General features: G+C 56.0%; 15 protein-coding genes and 2 pseudogenes. 10 read left to right on the top strand and 7 right to left on the bottom strand.

Translation table 11 applies throughout. The features are described 5' to 3' along the window. Positions 1-331: 331 nt before the first annotated feature. The 4 genes from xylA (at position 332) to F3J31_RS18645 (ending at position 4,733) form a co-directional block, all read left to right on the top strand. Positions 332-1,654 carry a xylose isomerase gene (gene xylA, locus F3J31_RS18660; RefSeq protein ID WP_086374966.1) on the top strand — a complete coding sequence of 441 codons (1,323 nt, stop codon included), beginning with the start codon at positions 332-334 and terminating at the stop codon, positions 1,652-1,654. A gap of 61 nt (positions 1,655-1,715) precedes the next feature. Then, entirely contained in the window at positions 1,716-3,170 is a 1,455-nt protein-coding gene (xylB, locus tag F3J31_RS18655) for a xylulokinase (RefSeq protein WP_167214651.1), read from the top strand. 103 nt (positions 3,171-3,273) lie between these two features. Beyond that, positions 3,274-3,813: a cysteine hydrolase family protein gene (locus F3J31_RS18650; protein ID WP_167214648.1), complete on the top strand. Its 540-nt coding sequence runs from the start codon at positions 3,274-3,276 to the stop codon at positions 3,811-3,813. Next, positions 3,813-4,733, top strand: coding sequence for a helix-turn-helix domain-containing protein (locus tag F3J31_RS18645; protein WP_167214645.1), 921 nt, complete (start codon positions 3,813-3,815; stop codon positions 4,731-4,733). Before F3J31_RS18650 ends, F3J31_RS18645 begins: the two co-directional genes overlap by 1 nt. Here the strand turns inward: F3J31_RS18645 and F3J31_RS18640 are convergent. After that, on the bottom strand, positions 4,726-5,721 hold the full coding sequence (locus tag F3J31_RS18640) for an acyltransferase (RefSeq protein WP_167214642.1): 996 nt from the start codon (positions 5,719-5,721) through the stop codon (positions 4,726-4,728). The genes F3J31_RS18645 and F3J31_RS18640 overlap by 8 nt on opposite strands. A 183-nt stretch (positions 5,722-5,904) precedes the next feature. Between F3J31_RS18640 and F3J31_RS18635 the strand changes: the two genes are divergently transcribed. From F3J31_RS18635 to glyS, 3 genes are all read left to right on the top strand, one after another. Continuing rightward, positions 5,905-6,210, top strand: coding sequence for a YsaB family lipoprotein (locus tag F3J31_RS18635; protein WP_167214639.1), 306 nt, complete (start codon positions 5,905-5,907; stop codon positions 6,208-6,210). Positions 6,211-6,370: 160 nt separating this feature from the next. Continuing rightward, on the top strand, positions 6,371-7,282 hold the full coding sequence (gene glyQ / locus F3J31_RS18630; RefSeq protein ID WP_003860141.1) for a glycine--tRNA ligase subunit alpha: 912 nt from the start codon (positions 6,371-6,373) through the stop codon (positions 7,280-7,282). 9 nt (positions 7,283-7,291) lie between these two features. Beyond that, a complete protein-coding gene (gene glyS / locus F3J31_RS18625; RefSeq protein ID WP_045907867.1) occupies positions 7,292-9,361 on the top strand; it encodes a glycine--tRNA ligase subunit beta in 2,070 nt (689 codons plus the stop codon). A 108-nt stretch (positions 9,362-9,469) separates the two neighbouring features. On the opposite strand, the pseudogene F3J31_RS18620 reads toward glyS, so the two are convergent. Then, positions 9,470-9,694 (bottom strand): annotated as a pseudogene (locus F3J31_RS18620) (hypothetical protein); the annotation flags it as partial. Further along, positions 9,661-9,807, bottom strand: a pseudogene (locus F3J31_RS23460) (hypothetical protein); the annotation flags it as partial. The pseudogenes F3J31_RS23460 and F3J31_RS18620, both read right to left, overlap by 34 nt. Positions 9,808-10,603: 796 nt before the next feature. On the opposite strand from F3J31_RS23460, the gene F3J31_RS18610 reads away from it, so the two are divergent. Beyond that, positions 10,604-12,223: an ABC-F family ATP-binding cassette domain-containing protein gene (locus F3J31_RS18610; RefSeq protein WP_167214636.1), complete on the top strand. Its 1,620-nt coding sequence runs from the start codon at positions 10,604-10,606 to the stop codon at positions 12,221-12,223. Between the two features lie 39 nt (positions 12,224-12,262). Here F3J31_RS18610 and F3J31_RS18605 read toward each other — a convergent pair whose 3' ends face one another. After that, a complete protein-coding gene (locus F3J31_RS18605) occupies positions 12,263-12,550 on the bottom strand; it encodes an HTH-type transcriptional regulator (protein ID WP_008502755.1) in 288 nt (95 codons plus the stop codon). Positions 12,551-12,881: 331 nt separating this feature from the next. Between F3J31_RS18605 and F3J31_RS18600 the strand changes: the two genes are divergently transcribed. Next, a complete protein-coding gene (locus tag F3J31_RS18600; RefSeq protein WP_024909075.1) occupies positions 12,882-13,592 on the top strand; it encodes a DUF3053 domain-containing protein in 711 nt (236 codons plus the stop codon). A 246-nt stretch (positions 13,593-13,838) separates the two neighbouring features. Then, complete coding sequence (gene cspA / locus F3J31_RS18595; protein WP_003860775.1) at positions 13,839-14,051, top strand: RNA chaperone/antiterminator CspA; 213 nt, start codon at positions 13,839-13,841, stop codon at positions 14,049-14,051. 58 nt (positions 14,052-14,109) lie between these two features. Here the strand turns inward: cspA and ghrB are convergent, their stop codons facing one another. The 3 genes from ghrB to F3J31_RS18580 all read right to left on the bottom strand — a co-directional run bounded on the left by ghrB (position 14,110) and on the right by F3J31_RS18580 (position 17,448). Then, the gene (ghrB, locus tag F3J31_RS18590; RefSeq protein ID WP_167214633.1) at positions 14,110-15,084 is read right to left on the bottom strand and encodes a glyoxylate/hydroxypyruvate reductase GhrB; all 975 of its coding nucleotides are present in this window, start codon (positions 15,082-15,084) and stop codon (positions 14,110-14,112) included. A gap of 27 nt (positions 15,085-15,111) precedes the next feature. Beyond that, complete coding sequence (locus F3J31_RS18585) at positions 15,112-16,392, bottom strand: MFS transporter (RefSeq protein WP_045907864.1); 1,281 nt, start codon at positions 16,390-16,392, stop codon at positions 15,112-15,114. 117 nt (positions 16,393-16,509) lie between these two features. Beyond that, entirely contained in the window at positions 16,510-17,448 is a 939-nt protein-coding gene (locus F3J31_RS18580) for a sugar kinase (RefSeq protein WP_167214630.1), read from the bottom strand.

Here is a 17,448-nt window from a genome sequence, read left to right as displayed (position 1 = left end):
AAAAGAAACATTCACTGCTGAGACGCAGCAAATTTTTAACGCGGAAAGGCGGGCTGGCAATTACAGATTTTTATCTTCTCATTACGATATTTGGTTTATTTCTGAATTTATGACCGCGATCGGATTTTAAAATACGTAACGTCTTAATTACATTTGATTCTGGAATCCGCGCCGAAAAATAGTTTGTCTGCGCATTATTTTGCGAGCCAGCGCACAGTTGTGCATTCTCTCAATAGCAGTGTGAAATAACGTAATTGAGCAACCCAAAATGTCTATTCACTATTACTCCTGTATCAACGACTCGCCGCATACCCTGATTATGGAGCTCAATATGCAAGCTTATTTCGACCAACTCGATCGTGTTCGTTACGAAGGCCCGAAAACGACCAATCCTTTAGCATTTCGTCACTACAACCCGGATGAGCTGGTGCTGGGTAAGCGCATGGAAGATCATCTGCGCTTTGCCGCCTGTTACTGGCATACCTTCTGCTGGAACGGTGCCGATATGTTCGGCGTGGGCTCCTTTGACCGCCCATGGCAGCAGCCGGGTGAGGCCATCGAACTGGCAAAGCGCAAAGCCGACGTTGCGTTTGAGTTCTTCCACAAACTGAACGTGCCGTACTACTGTTTCCATGACGTCGACGTGTCACCGGAAGGCGCATCGCTGAAAGAGTATCTGAACAACTTTGCGCAGATGGTGGATGTACTGGCGGCAAAGCAGCAGCAAAGCGGCGTGAAACTGCTGTGGGGCACGGCAAACTGCTTCACTAACCCACGCTACGGCGCGGGTGCGGCAACCAACCCGGATCCGGAAGTGTTTAGCTGGGCGGCCACGCAGGTGGTGACGGCAATGAATGCCACGCATCAGCTGGGCGGCGAAAACTATGTCCTCTGGGGTGGCCGTGAAGGCTATGAAACTCTGCTGAACACCGACCTGCGTCAGGAGCGCGAGCAGATTGGCCGCTTTATGCAGATGGTTGTCGACCATAAGCACAAAATCGGCTTCCGCGGCACGCTGCTGATCGAGCCGAAACCGCAGGAACCGACCAAGCATCAGTATGACTACGACGTGGCGACGGTGTATGGCTTCCTGAAGCAGTTCGGTCTGGAAAAAGAGATTAAAGTGAACATTGAAGCCAACCACGCCACGCTGGCGGGCCACTCTTTCCACCACGAGATCGCGTCTGCGATTGCGCTGGGCATCTTCGGCTCGGTCGATGCTAACCGCGGCGACGCGCAACTGGGCTGGGACACAGACCAGTTCCCGAACAGCGTGGAAGAGAATGCGCTGGTGATGTACGAAATCATCAAAGCGGGTGGTTTCACTACCGGCGGCCTTAACTTTGACGCCAAAGTGCGTCGCCAGAGCACCGACAAATACGATCTGTTCTACGGCCACATTGGCGCGATGGACACCATGGCGCTGGCGCTGAAAGTGGCGGCACGTATGATTGAAGACGGCGAGCTCGATAAACGCGTGGCGAAGCGTTACAGCGGCTGGAACAGTGAGCTGGGCCAGCAAATTTTGAAAGGTCAGTTATCACTTGCGGACATCGCGAAGTACGCTGAACAACATCAGCTGGCACCGCAGCACCAGAGCGGGCACCAGGAGCTGTTGGAAAATCTGGTCAATCACTACCTGTTCGATAAATAACAGCACGTAGGCCCGGTAAGCGTTAGCGCCACCGGGCATTTCTGTTAAAGGAGTCACCGTAATGTATATCGGGATCGATCTTGGCACATCGGGTGTGAAAGCCATCCTGTTAAGCGAACAGGGCGAGGTGTTAGCAACGCAGACGGAAAAGCTGCAGGTTTCACGTCCGCATCCGCTGTGGTCGGAACAGGACCCGGAGCAGTGGTGGCAGGCAACGGATCGTGCAATCAAGGCGTTAGGTGAACAGCATTCTCTGCGTGACGTGAAAGCGCTGGGGATTGCCGGGCAAATGCACGGTGCTACCTTGCTGGACAGCGTGCATCGCGTGTTGCGCCCCGCCATTCTCTGGAACGATGGCCGCTGTGCGGAAGAGTGTGCGCTTCTCGAGGCGCGCGTACCCACGTCTCGTGAGATTACCGGCAACCTGATGATGCCCGGCTTTACCGCCCCCAAGCTGCTGTGGGTGCAGCGACACGAGCCGGAGATTTTCCGGCAGGTGGCGAAAGTCCTGCTACCGAAAGACTATCTGCGCTTTCGTATGACGGGCGATTTTGCTTCCGACATGTCCGATGCCGCCGGCACGATGTGGCTCGACGTGGCGAAACGTGACTGGAGCGAGGCGATGCTGGATGCCTGCCACCTGACCCGTGAACACATGCCCGCGCTGTTCGAAGGAAGCGAGGTAACAGGCATGTTGCTGCCGGACGTTGCGGAACGCTGGAATATGTCTGCCGTACCGGTGGTTGCCGGGGGCGGTGACAACGCTGCGGGTGCCGTGGGCGTCGGCATGGTTGAGGCAGGGCAGGCGATGCTGTCTCTGGGAACCTCTGGCGTCTATTTTGCCGTCAGCGACGGCTATCGCAGTAATCCCGAAAGCGCTGTGCACAGTTTCTGTCATGCGCTTCCGGGAAAATGGCATTTGATGTCGGTGATGCTGAGTGCAGCGTCATGCCTGGACTGGGCGGCGAAGCTGACCGGGATGGCTGATGTTCCTGCGTTGATTGCCGCAGCACAGCAGGCGGATGACGCTGCGGGTGCCGTCTGGTTTTTACCGTATCTTTCTGGAGAACGTACGCCGCACAACAACCCGGAAGCGAAAGGGGTGTTCTTTGGCTTAACCCATCAGCATGGCCCGGCAGAACTGGCGCGTGCGGTTCTGGAAGGGGTGGGGTATGCGCTGGCCGACGGGATGGACGTGGTCCATGACTGCGGCCTGAAACCCGCAAGCGTCACCCTGATTGGCGGCGGTGCGCGAAGCCCTTACTGGCGACAGATGCTGTCGGATATCAGCGGGTTGCAGCTGGATTTCCGTACGGGAGGGGATGTTGGCCCCGCGCTCGGCGCCGCGCGTCTGGCGCAGATAGCCATTCATCCGGAACAACCGCTTTCGCAGCTGCTGCCGCAGCTTACCCTTGAGCAGGCGCATTTCCCTGACGCGGCAAACCATGCGCGGTACGCGGAAAGGCGCGCGGTATTCCGTAAAATCTATCAGCAACTGCTGCCGCTGATGTCGTAAACACGCTTGTCCGACCGCGGCACGAGGATGTCCTTTTTTGGTCTGTGCGTGCCTTCCTTTCCTTGCCAGTATGGTGTCACACCCACTGGCGAGGAGATCCACCATGTCACGCATTGCACTCATCAATATTGATACTCAGCAGTCGTTCCATCATCGCAATTACTGGCATGAGGACGACATTCCTGCCTTTCAGCAGGCGATGCTGGGGCTGATTGAAGGCTGCCAGGCGCGCGGTATTCCGGTCGTTGATATTTTCCATGTGGATGAAGACGGCCCCTTCACGCTGCAAAGCGGCTTTGTTAAACCTATGGCCTTTTTGCGTCATCAGCCGGATGTGGTTTTCCAGAAACACGTCCATAATGCCTTCACGGATACTGGGCTCGATCGCTGGCTGCGCGAGCGTGATATCAACCAGCTGATTATCTGCGGCATTCGCACGGAGCAATGCTGCGAAACCACCGCCCGGGTGGCATCCGATCTGGGTTATGCTGTGACCTTTGTTAGCGAGGCCACGCTGACGTTCCCCATGACGTACAAGGGCATTACCCTGAGTGCAGCGGAAATTCGCCACCGTACCGAAACGGTACTGTCCGGGCGTTTTGCCGACATTAAAACGGTAGCGGAGACGCTGGAGTCACTGTAATGCCCATCGACGTCTGGTTCGTCATGTTGCCCGGGGTGCTGTCATTAGATATGACGGGCCCGGCAGAGACCTTTGTGCTGGCTGGCGACGCGTTTCGTCTGCATTACATTGGGCCGCAACCGGACGTTCCGACGTCGATAGGCCTGACGATGAGCGGCATCCAGCCGTTACCGGAAAGGGTGCCTGAGGGGAGCCTGCTGGTATTGCCCGGCGTGAGCGACTCCCGCACTCAGTTTTCGACACCACAGGCGTTACAGATACAGCACTGGCTGATGCGCCTGCAGCCGATTATTCAGCGCCGGGATATCACGGTGATGTGCGTCTGTTCTGGCGCGCTGCTGGCGGCGAAATCGGGCCTGCTGAACAACCGGCAGTGTACAACCCACCATGACGTTATCAGTCGTTTACGCACCGCAGCCCCCACAGCGACGATTAAAGAAAACCGCATCTTTGTGCAGGATGAGAACATCTGGACCAGCGCGGGGATCACGTCTGGCATCGATCTGGCGCTGCATATGATTAACCGCCTGTGCGGTCCCGAAAAGGCGCTGGCCGTGGCGCGCGAGATGGTGGTCTGGTTCCGCCGTTCCGGTGACGATCCCCAGCTCTCCCCGTGGCTACGCTACCGCAATCATCTTCATCCGGCGATTCATCGGGCGCAGGATGCGCTCACCGCCGAGCCACAAAAAACGTGGAGCTTGCCTGATATCGCCGCGCTGGCGCACGTCAGCCCGCGCCATCTCACCCGGCTTTTTCAGTCACATTTAGGGATTAGCGTTCGCGATTATCTGGAGCAGCTGCGTCTGGCGGTGGCGGAGCAGTGGCTATTGCAGGGGCGCGGCGTGGAGCAGGCTTCACTGGCGGCAGGGTTTTCCTCCCCACGCCAGTATCATCGCGCCCGGCAGCGAAGCATTAGCTGACGAAGCGGCGAGTGTCGATTTTTTGCAGCAGCATCGACAGCAGCAGGCTGATCGCCAGGGTCGCGGCAAAAATCCAGACGATATCCAGCACCGGCCAGCTTTTAAGCTCAACGCCTCTTGTCCGAAGCGCGTGGATCACCAGCGCGTGAAAACCGTAAATCCCGAGAGAGTGTCGTGAAATGACGCTCAGTACGGGAAGGGGACGCGTATTCAGGGTATTTTTAACGAGCGTGAGCAGCGATACGGCACAGATAAAGACCATCGGCCCGCAGTACAGGTACCAGGTATCGGCAAAATTGCCGCGCCACTGAAGCTCATGCAGCGTCCCGCGTGAAATCACCGCCACGCCAGCCATAAACAGCAACCCGCAGAGCCAGTTCAGACAGCGCTTTTGGATATCCATCATCCCGATAGCGCGCCCCAGCATGCCGTAAAGTACGTAGTAAAAGGTATCGCCGTTGATATAGAGGTTCACCGGCAACCACTCAAATCCGTCGATTTTCTGCGAGACCGTATTTGGGTTGGCGACAATGCCAATTACCACCATCAGGGCCAGAAGCATTTTTCCGCTGACGTTTTTCACCTGAATGAGGGGGGAGACCAGGTAGATCACGATAATGGCGAAGAAGAACCACAGGTGGTAGAACACCGGCTTTTGCAGCACGTATTTTAGCGATAGTCCGGCGTTTATTGAGGTGAACAAAGTGATATAGAGCAAGGCAACGGCACTGTAGAACCCCAGGCAGGCTGCGATGCGGATGAAGTGCCTTGGCTGCGCGCTGCGCTCGCCAAAAAAGAGAAAGCCGGAAATCATAAAGAACAGCGGCACGCTGACCCGCGACGCAGAGTTGAGAATATTGGCGATATCCCAGTTAACGGGGCTGATGCTGTGCGCATTCGTGACGTACCAGGTCGTCGTGTGGATCATGACCACCATCAGACAGGCTATTCCTCGCAGGTTATCAATCCAGTTAATTTTTGACTGCATCAGTTCCTCGTATTCCCTGTAAATTGAGTGTGACTCCCATTGTCCAAATGTCTTCGTTTGGAAAATTCTGAGTTTTATTCCGCAGGCTTGTCGGGAGGCCACGAGATTCGCAGAATGCCGGACCATAATCTATAAAAGCGTTGATACTAAAAATAACAGCCACTGACCAGGGCGGTAATTAAAATGATGATGAAGTGTGTGGCGTCACTCTTTCTGCTGTTCATGCTGGCGGCATGCAGTGCGCCACAGGAAGCACCTGTGCAAAAAGCGCAGCAGGGTAAAATGAGCCCGGAACGTTCACTGAATATGGAAGCGCTCTGTAAAGATCGGGCCGCTCGCCGCTATAACTCGGACGTGCAGAAAATTGACGTTACCGGTTTTGAACGTTTTCAGGGCAGCTATGAGCTCAAGGGCCATACGTCGCGTAAAGAGGGCTTTGTCTGCTCGTTTGATGCGGACGGTCAGTTTTTACACCTCTCCATGCGCTAGCCTGCTCGGATAATCAACAGCCAGACGCCGTCAGCGTTCTGGCCGGAAGGCTTATTTCCCAATTTTCCCTAAACAACCCCGTTTCGTACTGTATATCTTGCAGCCAGCGGGTATACTGGTCCCTTCCATTTAAAACCACACGTATCCAGCACGAAATACTATGCAAAAGTTTGATACCAAGACCTTCCAGGGCCTGATCCTGACCTTACAGGATTACTGGGCTCGTCAGGGCTGTACCATTGTTCAACCTTTGGACATGGAAGTCGGCGCCGGCACTTCACACCCGATGACCAGCCTGCGCGCGTTGGGGCCAGAGCCAATGGCGACCGCGTATGTGCAGCCTTCCCGTCGTCCGACCGATGGTCGTTACGGTGAAAACCCGAACCGTCTGCAGCATTACTATCAGTTCCAGGTGGTGATTAAGCCATCACCCGACAATATTCAGGAACTGTACCTCGGGTCGCTGAAAGAGCTGGGTATGGATCCAACCATCCACGACATCCGTTTCGTGGAAGATAACTGGGAAAACCCAACGCTGGGTGCCTGGGGTCTGGGTTGGGAAGTGTGGCTGAACGGCATGGAAGTGACCCAGTTCACCTACTTCCAGCAGGTGGGCGGTCTGGAATGTAAGCCGATCACCGGTGAGATCACCTATGGTCTGGAACGTCTGGCCATGTACATTCAGGGCGTAGACAGCGTTTACGACCTGGTCTGGAGCGACGGCCCGCTGGGTAAAACCACCTACGGCGACGTGTTCCATCAGAACGAAGTGGAGCAATCCACCTATAACTTCGAATACGCGGACGTGGACTTCCTGTTCACCTGCTTCGAGCAGTATGAGAAAGAAGCGCAGCAGCTGCTGGCGCTGGAGACTCCGCTGCCGCTGCCTGCCTACGAGCGTATTCTGAAGGCCGCCCACAGCTTCAACCTGCTGGACGCCCGCAAAGCCATCTCCGTGACTGAACGTCAGCGCTACATTCTGCGTATTCGTACCCTGACCAAAGCCGTTGCAGAAGCTTACTACGCGTCCCGTGAAGCCCTTGGCTTCCCGATGTGTAACCGAAACAAATAAGAGGCGGCCATGTCTGAGAAAACTTTCCTGGTGGAAATCGGCACCGAAGAGCTGCCACCAAAAGCCCTGCGCAGCCTGGCTGAATCTTTTGCTGCGAACGTGACTGCCGAGCTGGATAACGCTGGCCTGGCACACGGTAAAATTGAGTGGTTTGCCGCGCCGCGCCGTTTGGCGCTGAAAGTGGCAAATCTGGCGGCGTCCCAGCCAGATCGCGAAGTCGAAAAACGTGGCCCGGCGATTGCCCAGGCCTTTGACGCGGAAGGCAAGCCGAGCAAAGCGGCGGAAGGCTGGGCGCGTGGCTGCGGCATCACCGTCGATCAGGCCGAGCGTCTGACCACGGATAAAGGCGAGTGGCTGCTGTACCGTGCGCACGTGAAGGGCGAAAGTGCGGAAGCGCTGCTGCCGGACATGATTGCCACGTCTCTGGCGAAGCTGCCTATTCCGAAGCTGATGCGCTGGGGCGCGTCTGACGTGCACTTTGTGCGTCCGGTTCACACCGTGACCCTGCTGCTGGGCGACACCGTTATTCCGGCCACCATTCTGGGCGTGGCGTCCGATCGCGTGATCCGCGGCCACCGCTTTATGGGCGAGCCAGAGTTCACCATCGACAATGCCGACCAGTATCCGCAGATCCTGCTGGAGCGCGGCAAGGTCATTGCTGACTACGAACAGCGTAAAGCCAAAATCAAAGCGGACGCGGAAGACGCGGCGCGCAAGATTGGCGGTAAAGCCGATCTGAGCGACAGCCTGCTGGAAGAAGTGACCTCGCTGGTGGAATGGCCGGTTGTGCTGACTGCGAAGTTCGAAGAGAAATTCCTGGCCGTTCCGGCTGAAGCGCTGGTTTACACCATGAAGGGTGACCAGAAGTACTTCCCGGTCTATGCCAACGACGGCAAACTGCTGCCAAACTTCATCTTCGTGGCAAACATCGAATCGAAAGATCCGATCCAGATTATCTCTGGTAACGAGAAGGTCGTTCGTCCGCGTCTGGCGGATGCCGAGTTCTTCTTCAATACCGACCGTAAAAAGCGTCTGGAAGATCATCTTCCACGCCTGCAGACCGTGTTGTTCCAGCAGCAACTGGGTACGCTGCGCGACAAGACCGACCGTATCGCGGAGCTGTCCGGCTGGATTGCCCGTGAAATCGGTGCGGACGTCAACCACGCAACGCGTGCGGGCCTGCTGTCTAAATGCGACCTGATGACCAACATGGTGTTCGAATTTACCGACACCCAGGGCGTGATGGGTATGCATTACGCGCGTCACGATGGCGAAGCGGAAGACGTGGCCGTGGCCCTGAACGAGCAGTATCAGCCGCGCTTTGCGGGTGACGAACTGCCGTCTAACCCGGTTGCGTGCGCGGTGGCGATTGCCGATAAGATGGACACCCTGGCGGGTATCTTCGGTATCGGTCAGCATCCGAAAGGCGACAAAGACCCGTTTGCGCTGCGTCGTGCTGCGCTCGGCGTGCTGCGTATCATCGTTGAGAAGAACCTGAACCTGGATCTGCAGACCCTGACCGAAGAAGCGGTGCGTCTGTACGGCGACAAGCTGACCAACGCGAACGTGGTGGATGACGTGATCGACTTTATGCTCGGTCGTTTCCGCGCCTGGTATCAGGATGAAGGTTACACCGTCGACACCATTCAGGCGGTGCTGGCGCGTCGTCCGACCCGTCCGGCTGATTTCGATGCGCGTATGAAGGCGGTTTCCCACTTCCGTACGCTGGAAGCGGCCTCTGCTCTGGCGGCGGCCAACAAGCGTGTCTCCAACATTCTGGCGAAATCCGACGAGACGCTGAACGAGCGTGTGAACGCCGCGACGCTGAAAGAACCGGAAGAGATCGCCCTGGCGATGCAGGTTGTGGTGCTGCGCGACAAGCTCGAGCCGGTCTTCGCGGAAGGTCGCTACCAGGAAGCGCTGGTGGAACTGGCCGAGCTGCGTGACGTTATCGACGCCTTCTTCGAGAAAGTGATGGTAAACGTAGAAGATAAAGAGCTGCGTATTAACCGTCTCTCTATGCTCGAGAAACTGCGTGAGCTGTTCCTGCGCGTGGCGGATATTTCGCTGCTGCAGTAATGTGCCCGTTGTGACAAATGCTAAAAACCCGCTTCGGCGGGTTTTTTTATGGGGCTTTCGTAGGCCGGATAAGCGCGGCGTCATCCGGCAGGTTTAGCCGATCGCGATCAGGCTGGCTTTTAAAGCGTCCGGAACAGGATCCAGAAGCGTGGGTTGCAGAAGATTCAGGCAGGCATAAAGTCTGCCGTAAAGCGCCATTTTTGGGGCGGGTTCTTCGCAATCTACCAGTGCGTCGGTAAAACGTTCGCTGTTATCCGCCAGTTCGGTGAAGTCGGTGGCGTGGTTGAAGGGCAGAGTGATTAAAGAATGAACTTGGGTTGGGGTAGTAGCCATATTGGCAGCCTCCGATAAGTGATAAAGCTTCCACCACCGGAAATGCTAACTTCGCTGGTGGTGGACTGAACAGAGTTAGCATTACCGGCCTTATCGGATACCGGCGCATCTTTCGATGCCCCTGCTCAGCCCACCATTGAGATGTAGCAAAGCATGCTGCACAAAATGTGCCGCCGATAAGATAAGCCAGGATGCTAAACCCGGCACCTGATTTTGCAGGTGCGAAGAGAACTTACTGCTCATCAAAACAGGCGGCAACAGATTTGAGCTATGCCACTGAGGATATTACTATTTCTGGAAAGAGACTCGCAAAATTACCGCAATGAAAAGCATACTGCGGGCAGAGGTCTTACAGCGACGCTATGGTCCGGCTGTAAATCGCTGAGGCGTTTCCTGTAGGCCGGGGCGAGGCGCATGGATGCGCCGAGAGGGCGGGCTTTACAGGGATGTTACCTCCGCCCGTCCCCGATAAGCCGGAAGGAATAAGCCGAAGGTACCGCGTAGCGGCGATTTACCGCCGGGAGCCCGGGTAGCGAGGGTGGTGGCGACTGAGCCACCCCGGCACGTTCACGGGTATTGTCGTTACAGAGTAGCAAGGAACATAAAGTGAACGGAATGACCACCAGAGCCGTATGCTCCCCCTCACCCTAACCCTCTCCCCAAAGGGGCGAGGGGATTGTTCACTGCTCGCATTAATTTGTGGGGATCCCTCAGCCCAAAGGGAGAGGGAGTAAAAGTCGTCCAAAATTTAACCTTGAAACCGTCAACACATTACCGCTATCCTTATCGCGTTAACTTACTCGCGCTGGAGCACCCCCCAAAAATGAACAAACACGACTGATGAATTTCGATCCTTGCTAAACGCTACCGCGTCGGCAGGGGATGTTTTGATTTCATTCAGGAGTGCTTATGGCTCATTTTGCGCAGTCCCCTTCTTTTATTTTGCATCAGGTCACCTGTCAGTTTCCGACGGGCGATACCCTTTTTGGTCCGCTGAATCTTTCGCTGGAACCCTCCCTGTGCGCGCTGGTTGGCCGCAACGGCAGCGGAAAAACGCGTCTGCTGCGTCTGCTGGCGGGGCTGGACGAACCGGCTACCGGTCATATCGAACGCTTTGGCTCGCATGCCTGGGTGGCGCAGCAGCACGTCATTTCTTCGCAGACGACGCTGGCTGAACTTCTCGGATATGACGCGATTTTTGCGGCGCGTAAGCGCATCGACAGCGGCGATTACCAGCCCGACGATCTGGCGTTGCTCGACGGTTACTGGGATATAGCCGAACGTCTGAGCGAAGCGTTTATCAATGCGAAGCTTCCGCCGTTTGATCCGGATAAACCTGCCGGTGAACTCAGCGGCGGCGAGCGCATTCGTGCCCTGCTGTGCGGGGCATTTACGGCTGAAGCGGATTTCATGCTGCTGGACGAACCCACTAACCATCTGGATCGACAAGGCCGGGCGTGGTTCTACGACCAGTTGAGTCGGTATCAGGGCGGCGTACTGGTGGCCTCCCATGACCGTGAGTTACTGGCTCAGGTACCCCGTATCCTTGAGCTGAGCGCCTCGGGTCTGCGCAGCTACGGCGGGAATTATGCGGATTATCAAACCCAGCGCGATGCCGAACAGCAGGCGGCCCGCGCGGCGCTGGAACATGCGGCAACCGAGCGCAAACGCACCCGCGCACGCATGCAAAAAGAGCATGATGACAGCCAGCGGCGGTCGGCAAAGACGTTACGCACCGTCGATACCCTGAATATCGCGTCGTTTGAGCGGGTCAAATATAAAGGCGCGGCAAAGGAACGTATCGGCACCTGGAAAAAACAGCACAGCGAGCAAAATGAAGCGCTGAACGCCGCGGTTAACAAGGCGCGTGAGCGGGTTGAAGACGATAACCCGGTGATGTTCACTCTGCCGGGGAGTCAGGTCCCGGAGGGCAAACAGGTACTGGTGCTGGAGGATCTGGTGCTGCCGCATGTGCCTGTTCCACCGCTTACCTGGCGTATGGACGGACCGATGCGCGTGGCGTTGAAGGGACCGAACGGCTGCGGAAAATCGACGCTGTTAAAAACTATCCTCGGCGAGATGACTCCCCGTTCGGGTACCTGTAAGGTCTCCGTTAGCTGTGCTTATCTCGACCAGCATCTCTCCCGGCTCGATCTCTCGCAATCGGTCATGACGCATCTCAATTTGAGTCATACCCCTCTGGAAGAGGGGGTATTGCGAACCCGTTTAGCGCAGCTTCAACTGGGGGCCGATAAAGTGATGCTCCCATTGGCGGCGCTCAGCGGCGGTGAGCGTCTTAAGGCTGCCCTGGCCTGCGTGCTGTGGCGCGCGGAGGCCACGCAGCTTCTGCTGCTGGATGAACCGACCAACCATCTGGATCTGGCTTCAGTCCAGGCCATTGAAGCGGCGCTGGCCGGTTTCCCTGGGGCACTGCTGGTGGTATCACACGATGAGGCATTTTTAAGCGGCTTAACGTTAACGCATGCGCTGGTGTGGGAAGAGGAGGGTTGGCGTTGTGATAGCCTGTAAAACACAAGCCCCCGCAAAGGCGGGGGCATTCAATCTTCACTACGCTATCTGTTTGCTGAGTGCAGGGTTGGCCTGAATCAGGCGCATCAGCCTTAACTCGGTTGGGGTGGGTTTCTCACGTTTTGACTCCCACTCCTGCACCATAGCCACGCTGACACCCATCGCTCTGGCGAATTCTTCGGTTTTCAGTCCTGTCCCTTTGCGCAATTGCTCATATTCTGTAAAGGGATTGGATTTTTGTTGCAGGGTAATCGTCTGCGGTACATCTTTAAAAATGATCTGTTCCAGACTGCTCAGCAATTCAAACTCAGGATCTTTATATTCCATTGAGGACTCCTCTTAAATCTCACATCGTGATCAAGAACATCAGAGAGCCAATTAAGAATAGTCCCTAATACCAACCCAGGATCGTCACGGGTGTGATTAATCGTGCGGTAACGATCGCTGTATCCGATTCAGCAATATGGAGAGTTATGCTAATTCCCTGATTAGTCATATGTCGGCTTCGCCAGGTATTTTTTTGTAAATGATAAGAAATAAATCGGCAATAGCCGTTTTGCATGAAAAGAGTATCTTGCAAGGCTGACCTGGACTATCCTTGTCAGCGTCGGGCACGCGTGTGCCGGTGTGCGCTTTTTTGGGTGAAAGGAGTAATAAAATGGCGACAGGAAAGTCCTGCTCTCGCTGGTTTGCGCCTATTGCGGCGTTGTTGATGGTTGTTAGCCTGAGTGGGTGTTTTGATAAAGAAGGCGATCAGCGCAAAGCGTTTATCGATTTTCTGCAGAATACAGTGATGCGCAGCGGCGAGCGGTTGCCGACGCTGACTGCGGATCAGAAAAAACAGTTTGGCCCCTTCGTGTCCGATTACGCCATTCTTTATGGTTATTCACAGCAGGTGAGCCAGGCGATGGATTCCGGTATCCGCCCGGTAGTGGATAGCGTGAACGCCATCCGCGTTCCACAGGATTATATGACGCAACGTGAACCGCTGCGCCAGTCCAACGGTGCGCTTGGCGTGCTGAGCCAGCAGTTGCAAAATGCGAAAATGCAGGCTGACGCGTCACGTTCTGCGCTGAAGCAGGGCGACGATCTCAAACCGGTCTTCGACAAAGTGTATGAGAAAGTGGTGACCAAACCGTCTGAAGCACTGCAGCCGTTGATTCCAGCCGCGCAAATCTTCACGCAGCAGCTGGTCCAGGTGGGTGACTTTATCGCCCAGCAGAATACGCAGGTGAGCTTTGTTGCCAACGGTATTCAGTTCCCGACCTCCCAGCAGGCAAGCCAGTACAATACGCTGATTGGGCCGCTGGCCTCCCAGCATCAGGCCTTTAGCCAGGCCTGGAGTGCGGCAGTCACTGCCACAGAATAAGACGAAAAACCCCGCTCCTGGCGGGGTTTTTTTATGCATACAGAAAATAACGCTTGTCATTCCTCTACCACATCGGTATAACTGTTCCCGTCGGTTTGTTACACAGACCTAAAGCAGTTTAGTAAAGCAGTCCAGATTGTTATCCATAGATACCCTTCGTAGTGACCCTTCCTTCATCGCTTAAAAATCTGTAACGCAATCCATCAAGCCGGAAGGCACAATATATTTGTTAATAAGGTAATTTCTATGTCTGCTAAAATGACTGGTCTGGTAAAATGGTTCAACGCTGATAAAGGTTTCGGCTTCATCACTCCTGACGATGGCTCTAAAGACGTGTTCGTACACTTCTCTGCTATCCAGAACGATGGCTACAAATCTCTGGACGAAGGTCAGAAAGTGTCCTTCACCATCGAAAGCGGCGCTAAAGGCCCAGCAGCTGGTAACGTTGTAAGCCTGTAAGCTTCCAACCCAGTAGCAAAGAATTTAAAAACCCGCCTTCTGGCGGGTTTTTTCGTTTCTACCGTTGCACCTGCGGGTTCACGCAGTTTATCTCCACCTTTCCACCTAATGCGGCAATCAGATTATCAACCGCAGTGGCCGCCATGTTGTAGCGCGTCTCATGGGTGGCTGAGCCGATGTGGGGCAGGGCAACCACGTTAGGCAGCGAAAGCAGTGGCGAATCCACCGACAGCGGCTCCTGCTCAAACACGTCCAGACCTGCTGCATGGATCTCACCGTTTTGCAGGGCCTCAATCAGCGCCTTCTCATCCACCACCGGGCCACGACCCGCGTTGATGAAAATGGCGGACGTCTTCATTTTTTCAAACGCCTCTTTGCCGATCAGATGACGGGTTTCGTTCGTCAGCGGCAGAACCAGGCAGACAAAATCGGCTTCCTGCAGCAGGGTATCCAGCTCGCAGTAGCGGGCGTTGAAGCGTTCTTCGGCTTCACTGTGATGGCGACGCGCGTTATACAGAATCGGCATGTTAAAACCAAAATGCGCGCGCTGCGCCAGCGCCAGCCCGATACGCCCCATACCGACAATGCCCAGCGTTTTGCCGTGAACATCCACACCGAACCAGTCCGGACCAATGCTCTTTGTCCATTCGCCCGCTTTGACGCGCTCAGCCACTTCCACCACGCGACGGGCCGTGGTGAGCACGAGCGCCATCAGCGTGTCGGCCACGGTTTCCGTCAGGGCATGCGGCGTATGCATCAGCAGGATCTTGCGGGCGTTTAGGGCATCTACGTCGAAGTTGTCGTAACCCACGGAAACGGTTGAGGTAGCACGAAGCTTCGGCATTTTCTCCAGCAGGGCGACATCCACTTTTTCGCTTGAACCCAGCAGGCCCTCGGCGCTGGCGAACGCGTCGGCGTGCTGTGCCACGGTTTCCGGGCGCAGGTTCTTCACCTGCGTAACGGTGAAGTGCTCTTCAAGACGTTTCTGCAGATCTTCCGGCAGGGCTTTATACAAAATGACGGACGGCTTCATGCTAATCTCCGTTGATTTTTTAAGGATTCAGGCGTGGCGAGCGCCGACAGGGTGTTGTTGATTATTAGCAGGCTTAACAATCAGAGTAAGCCACACCGAGGCGAAAAGCGCCACCCCCATAAAGATGTACGATGCGGATGGACTGCCGGTGGCACCGTTCAGGTAACCCACGAACCAGGAGCCGCAGAACGAACCCAGTGCACCCATACTGTTAATCAGTGCCATCGCGCCACCCGCAACGTTACGCGGCAGCATCTCGGGGATGATGGCGAAGAACGGTCCGTACGGGGCATACATGGCGGCACCGGCAATCACCAGCAGCGTATAAGAGACCCAGAAGTGGTTTGCGCCCACGGCCCAGGAGCCAATAAAGGCGAAGGCAGCAATCAGCAGCAGCGGCCAGACAAACAGCTTGCGGTTCTGCAGCTTGTCCGACGCCCAGGAGACGATGATCATCGCGATGGTTGCCGCCAGATACGGTACGGATGACAGCCAGCCTACTTCGACCATGCCGAGGTTTTCACCGCCGCTGCGGATAATGGACGGCAGCCACAGCACAAAGCCGTACACGCCAATGCTCCAGGTAAAATACTGTGCGCAGAGCAGGATCACGTTACGCGAGCGGAAGGCTTCACCATAGTTACGTACCGCCTTCAGACCTTGCTGTTCTTTATCCAGCTGCGCCTGCAGCGCTGCTTTTTCATCTTCGGAAAGCCACTTCGCCTGGGCAGGTTTATCTTTCACCAGCACCCACCAGCAGAAGGCCCAGATAATCGCCGGCACCCCTTCAATGATAAACATCTCGCGCCAGCCGAAGGACTGGATCAGGTAGCCCGACACCACCGACATCCACAGTACCGTGACCGGGTTACCGAGGATCAGGAAGGTATTCGCGCGCGAGCGCTCAGATTTGGTGAACCAGTTGCTGATGTAGATCAGCATCGCGGGCATAACCGCCGCCTCAACGACGCCGAGGATAAAGCGAATGGCGGCCAGGGCAGGAATATTGTTCACCATGCCGGTCAGTGACGCGCAGGCGCCCCACAGGATCAGACAGATGAAGATCAGCTTACGCACGCTGCGGCGTTCCGCATAAATCGCGCCGGGGATCTGGAAGAAGAAGTAACCCAGGAAGAAAAGGGCACCCAGCAGGGAGGAGATACCTTTGGTGATCCCGAGGTCCTCGGTGATCCCCGCTGCGGACGCGAAGCTGAAGTTGGCACGGTCAAGGTACGCCAGGCTGTACGTGATAAACACGATTGGCATGATGTACCACCAGCGTTTTACTGCATTGGTCGAACTGTTCATAGGCTTGCCTCTGTTGTTGAGGTTGTTACCGCCGTTGTCTGTAGGGTACACGGTGGCTTAATTATTTGGTGCGGCTTGCTGCCCTCACCCTGGCCCTCTCCCACAGGGAGAGGGAATTTAAACGCCGAGCTGTGCTCGCGTTGGTAATCCTTCGCTGTCGCCCTGCACCTGAATGGCCAGCGAGCCAATCTTGTTGCCTCGCGCGACGGCCTGCGGCAGCGTTTTGCCTTCCAGCAGGGCGCTAATCACGCCCACGGCAAAGCCGTCGCCCGCGCCGACGGTGTCGACCACGTTCTCGACCTTCACTGCCGCGACCGCACCCTGTTCACCGTTGGCCGTTTTAAACCATGCGCCATCGGCACCGGTCTTCAGCACCACCGCTTTTACCCCTTTATTCAGGTAGAAGTCAGCAATGCCTTCCGGCGTGCTTTCGCCGGTCAGGATCATCCCTTCTTTCAGGCCTGGCAGAACCCAGTCCGCCCTGAACGCCAGACGGTTCAGTTTCTCCACCATTTCCGCTTCGCTTTTCCACAGCACCGGGCGCAAATTCGGATCGAACGAGATCGTTTTGCCCTGGGCTTTCAGGGTAGCTGCCGCATGATCCAGCAGTTCATACGAGCTGGCAGACAGCGCGGCTGCCACGCCGCTCAGATGAAGATGGCGCGCGGAGGCAAAGTAATCGGTGTGGTAATCCGCGACAGAGAGGTGGCTTGCGGCCGAGCCTTTACGGAAATACTCTACGATGGGATCGGTTCCATTTTCGACCTTGGATTTAAGCTGAAAGCCGGTAGGGAAGCGTCCGTCAAGGGTGACGCCAGCGGCATCAATCCCCTCTTTTTTCAGCGAATCGAGAACGAAATGGCCAAAGCTGTCATCCCCCACGCGGCTGACCCAGCCCACGTTCAGGCCGAGACGCGCCAGGCCGGTCGCGACGTTCAGCTCTGCGCCTGCGACGCGTTTGATAAAGTGCTCCACCGCACTCAGTTCGCCCGTTTCGGTGGCAACAAACATGGCCATGGCTTCACCAATCGTGATGACATCCAGCGTCTTGTGCAT

It is taken from the genome of Enterobacter sp. Acro-832 (assembly GCF_011752745.1).
In the GTDB taxonomy this organism is placed as follows: domain Bacteria; phylum Pseudomonadota; class Gammaproteobacteria; order Enterobacterales; family Enterobacteriaceae; genus Enterobacter; species Enterobacter quasiroggenkampii.
The sequence above is the reverse complement of the archived record's forward strand: the minus strand, read 5'-3'. Positions and strand labels throughout refer to the sequence as shown.

Excerpts from the sequence above, each read along its gene's own strand:
- xylA (WP_086374966.1), top strand. The coding sequence starts at position 332 with ATGCAAGCTTATTTCGACCAACTCGATCGTGTTCGTTACGAAGGCCCG.
- xylB (WP_167214651.1), top strand. The coding sequence starts at position 1,716 with ATGTATATCGGGATCGATCTTGGCACATCGGGTGTGAAAGCCATCCTG.
- F3J31_RS18650 (WP_167214648.1), top strand. The coding sequence starts at position 3,274 with ATGTCACGCATTGCACTCATCAATATTGATACTCAGCAGTCGTTCCAT.
- F3J31_RS18645 (WP_167214645.1), top strand. The coding sequence starts at position 3,813 with ATGCCCATCGACGTCTGGTTCGTCATGTTGCCCGGGGTGCTGTCATTA.
- F3J31_RS18640 (WP_167214642.1), bottom strand. The coding sequence starts at position 5,721 with ATGCAGTCAAAAATTAACTGGATTGATAACCTGCGAGGAATAGCCTGT.
- F3J31_RS18635 (WP_167214639.1), top strand. The coding sequence starts at position 5,905 with ATGATGATGAAGTGTGTGGCGTCACTCTTTCTGCTGTTCATGCTGGCG.
- glyQ (WP_003860141.1), top strand. The coding sequence starts at position 6,371 with ATGCAAAAGTTTGATACCAAGACCTTCCAGGGCCTGATCCTGACCTTA.
- glyS (WP_045907867.1), top strand. The coding sequence starts at position 7,292 with ATGTCTGAGAAAACTTTCCTGGTGGAAATCGGCACCGAAGAGCTGCCA.
- F3J31_RS18610 (WP_167214636.1), top strand. The coding sequence starts at position 10,604 with ATGGCTCATTTTGCGCAGTCCCCTTCTTTTATTTTGCATCAGGTCACC.
- F3J31_RS18605 (WP_008502755.1), bottom strand. The coding sequence starts at position 12,550 with ATGGAATATAAAGATCCTGAGTTTGAATTGCTGAGCAGTCTGGAACAG.
- F3J31_RS18600 (WP_024909075.1), top strand. The coding sequence starts at position 12,882 with ATGGCGACAGGAAAGTCCTGCTCTCGCTGGTTTGCGCCTATTGCGGCG.
- cspA (WP_003860775.1), top strand. The coding sequence starts at position 13,839 with ATGTCTGCTAAAATGACTGGTCTGGTAAAATGGTTCAACGCTGATAAA.
- ghrB (WP_167214633.1), bottom strand. The coding sequence starts at position 15,084 with ATGAAGCCGTCCGTCATTTTGTATAAAGCCCTGCCGGAAGATCTGCAG.
- F3J31_RS18585 (WP_045907864.1), bottom strand. The coding sequence starts at position 16,392 with ATGAACAGTTCGACCAATGCAGTAAAACGCTGGTGGTACATCATGCCA.
- F3J31_RS18580 (WP_167214630.1), bottom strand. The coding sequence starts at position 17,448 with ATGCACAAGACGCTGGATGTCATCACGATTGGTGAAGCCATGGCCATG.